The sequence below is a fragment of the Streptomyces sp. H39-C1 genome (genome assembly GCF_027158125.1).
GTDB lineage: Bacteria > Actinomycetota > Actinomycetes > Streptomycetales > Streptomycetaceae > Actinacidiphila > Actinacidiphila fildesensis.
The window spans coordinates 1-3,191 of the sequence record NZ_JAPVLS010000211.1 but is presented as its reverse complement, the minus strand read 5'-3'; the positions used below and the strand labels follow the sequence as shown (position 1 = coordinate 3,191).

Genomic DNA, 3,191 nt, shown 5'->3' with positions numbered 1-3,191 from the left:
TTCGGCCGCCCGATTCCCAGACCAATCCGCCACGCCCTCGGCTCCGAAGCAACTGTTAGAGGCTCGATTCGATGCGCCCCGGACCCCGGCGTCGGCTTCGTCCCGTCACTGACTCCGGCAAGCGGCGCACCCGACCACGCGGTTCCGTTCCCACCGGAATGGAGAGGTGGTGATCACCTGGGCACCGCTTGTCCGAGAGTCATCGGAAGTCTGAGTTCCACCACGCAGTTGGAGGAGAGCACGATGACGAAGAAGACCACGACCAGGGTCCTGGCCATGGCGGCCCCAGTGGCGTTTCTGGCGATACCGCTGGCTTTCACCGCCTCGACGGCGAGCGCGCAATCGAGCGACAGCACCACGTACATGGCGACGCTGAATCCGATCAACCACGCCAGCGGCTCAGGCATGCTGATGCTGAAGCTGACCGGTTCGCAGGCCGTGATCACCGAGGACGTGAAGGGGCTGGCCGGGGCGTTCATGAAAGCCCCGTTCCCGCACGTGCAGCACATCCACATCAACGGGATGGGCATGTGCCCGGACACCTCCGCGGACAAGAACGGCGACGGTGTCATCAGCACCACCGAGGGCGGCCCGGCATATGGGGCGATCGGCACCACGCTGGGCCTGACCGGCGACACCAGTCCGGCGGCCGGTACGGACATCAAGATCGCGCCGTCCGGTGCAGGCTTCCATTACTCCCGCACCATCACCCTGGACGCGGCGTCCGTGGCCTCGGTCAAGGCCGGCAAGGCCGTCATCGTGGTCCACGGACTTGACCCGACGACGCTGAGCGCTAAGGCTCAGGGTGAGCCCAGCGAGCTCGTGCCGTCGCTGCCGCTGGCCGCGACCTCCCCGGCGCTGTGCGGGCCGCTGGCCGTCTCGCAGATGACCACGGTTCCCGGTGGTGGAGTAAATACCGGCGGCGGTGGGACCTCCGGTGTTCAGGACCCGTGGCTGATCGCAGCCGGGGCGGGCCTGACAGCAGCCGCTGGCGGCGCCCTGGTCCTGCGTCGACGGACCAGCGCGGAGAAGTAGCCGGTCATGTCGTGGTTGACACGACTGTTCGGTAGTGGCCGCCGGCGCCTGCTGGCGTCGGCGGCCGCCGTCCTGCTGCTCGCGGCAGCAGGGACCCTGGCCCTCTCAATCTCCCACCAGCACCACGCCCCCCAGCCTCCGGCATCGGCCGGCCTACCGGTTACTGGCCTGCCGGCTCCGAACCCGGCAAGGACACCAGCGGCCGCCGGCAGCACGTCCAGCATTCCAGCAGCACCCGCGCAGCCCTCGCCGGCGGCCCCAACCGCCCCGGCGGTGAAGCCCATCGCGATCAGCAGCCCGGCGATCGGCGTGCACCATACGCTGCTGAGCCTCGGCCAGAATTCCGACGGCACCCTGGAGGTACCGCCGATGTCCGACGTCTCCGCCCCCGGCTGGTACCGGAACTCCCCGGCCCCTGGCCAGGTGGGACCGGCGGTCATCCTGGGGCACATCGATGGCACCACCGGAGCCAAGGGCGTCTTCTACGCACTGGGCGCACTGCGTCCCGGCGACAGCGTCAGCGTCACCCGCAGCGACCGCACCGTAGCCGTCTTCCGGATCGACGGCGTCAACCAATACCGCAAAGACGCCTTCCCCACCCTGACCGTCTACGGCAACACCACCAACCCCCAGCTCCGGCTGATCACCTGCGGCGGTCCCTTCGACCACGCCACCCAGCACTACCTGGACAACACCGTCGCCTACGCCACCCTCACCGGCACCCACCGGGCCTAATCGCACCGCCACGAGGAGGAGACGATGAACACCCACGAACCAACCGTCAGCGCAGCCGGGCCGCACACTGGACGGCGGAGCAGCCGCCTGCGCACCCTCGCCTCCGCCGCGCTGCTCGCGGCTGTAGCTGGGGGTTGTGCCTCGGGCCATGCCGTCACCCCGACCGCGCGCGACGCGGCCGCGTCCACCAGAAGCTCGACGTCCCCTGACACCTCCCGGCCGCCAGGGACGCAGATGCCTGGCATGACGCAGGCCGACGCACCGTCGGCGTCCGCGCTGATGGTGTGCGGACCTGAGATCAGCAACGACGTCACGAAGATCCTGGCGCCCGCGCGGGTGCCGACCACGAGCAGCACCTGGACCGATCACCTCTACACCTGCACGTATCACCTGCCGGCCGGCCTGCTGGTGCTGTCGGTGAAGGAATCACCGGACGCCGCGTCCGCGACCGCCTACTTCGAAACCGTACGCAAGCAAATGGGCACCACCACGCAGCTGACCGTCGCCCAGGGCCTGGGCAACCCCGGCTATGAGTCCGCACGCGGGACGGTCGTCATCCTCAAGGATGGCAAGACCCTTCGCGTCGACGCCACCGGCATGCCGACCGCCTCCGGACCGCACCAGCTCTCCCGGGCCGACCTGGCCTACGAGATCGCCAGCGACATCCTCGGCTGTTGGAGCGAATAGCCGAGGAAGCCAACGGCCACGCAACAGCGGGGCCCCGACGCAGGCTGACCCGTTGCATCAAGCGGTGGCCGTCATAAGAGAGGAGGAGCTCTGAGTTGTTCAGACACCGCCTGCCCTCCCGCAGAGGCAAGACACCCGGGTTGCACAGGTGACTGCGCGCTTCACAGACAAGGTCATGACATGTCCAGATTCCCGGCCCGAGTCGCACTCCCGTCAGCAGTGCTCCTGCTGGCCGCAGCCGGCTGCTCCTCGACAGCCACCCAATCCACGCCGCCCCCCGCAACGGCCCCAAGTACACAGAGCGCTCCCAGCAACCCGGCCGCCCCGAGTCCGCCGCCCGCTGCGGCGGCAGCGCAGATCGTGATCGACAACTTCGCCTTCAGCCCGGCGCACCTGACCGTGCGCCCCGGGAAGACCGTCACCGTGGTCAACCACGACTCCACCACGCACACCCTCACCGCGAACCCCGGCAGCAGCGCCTTCGACACCGGCCCCATCAACCCGGGCAAGTCGGCGACGTTCACCGCCCCGGCCACCGCCGGCACCTACCCGTACGTCTGCACCATCCACGCATCCATGCACGGCACACTGACGGTCGGGTAAGGAGGGGGCCTCCCCCAAGGCCGGGTAGTTAGCGTTTTCGCAGGTCACGCAAGTGCCTGGAAGGTTTCTCGACGTAGTGCAACGGAGCTCGTTGGTACAGGCAGTCGTCCAAGACAGCTTGTTGCCGAAGG

General features: G+C 68.6%; 4 protein-coding genes. All 4 read left to right on the top strand.

The features are described 5' to 3' along the window. Positions 1-243 precede the first annotated feature (243 nt). The 4 genes from O3W51_RS47570 to O3W51_RS47555 all read left to right on the top strand — a co-directional run bounded on the left by O3W51_RS47570 (position 244) and on the right by O3W51_RS47555 (position 3,060). Positions 244-1,035, top strand: a complete 792-nt coding sequence (locus tag O3W51_RS47570) for a hypothetical protein (RefSeq protein ID WP_269290295.1) — start codon at positions 244-246, stop codon at positions 1,033-1,035. 6 nt (positions 1,036-1,041) lie between these two features. Next, positions 1,042-1,770 (top strand): class F sortase, encoded by a 729-nt coding sequence (locus O3W51_RS47565; RefSeq protein ID WP_269290293.1) that lies wholly within the window; start codon positions 1,042-1,044, stop codon positions 1,768-1,770. A gap of 24 nt (positions 1,771-1,794) precedes the next feature. After that, the gene (locus tag O3W51_RS47560) at positions 1,795-2,457 is read left to right on the top strand and encodes a hypothetical protein (RefSeq protein WP_269290291.1); all 663 of its coding nucleotides are present in this window, start codon (positions 1,795-1,797) and stop codon (positions 2,455-2,457) included. A 180-nt stretch (positions 2,458-2,637) separates the two neighbouring features. Beyond that, positions 2,638-3,060 carry a cupredoxin domain-containing protein gene (locus O3W51_RS47555; protein WP_269290289.1) on the top strand — a complete coding sequence of 141 codons (423 nt, stop codon included), beginning with the start codon at positions 2,638-2,640 and terminating at the stop codon, positions 3,058-3,060. Positions 3,061-3,191: the final 131 nt, after the last annotated feature.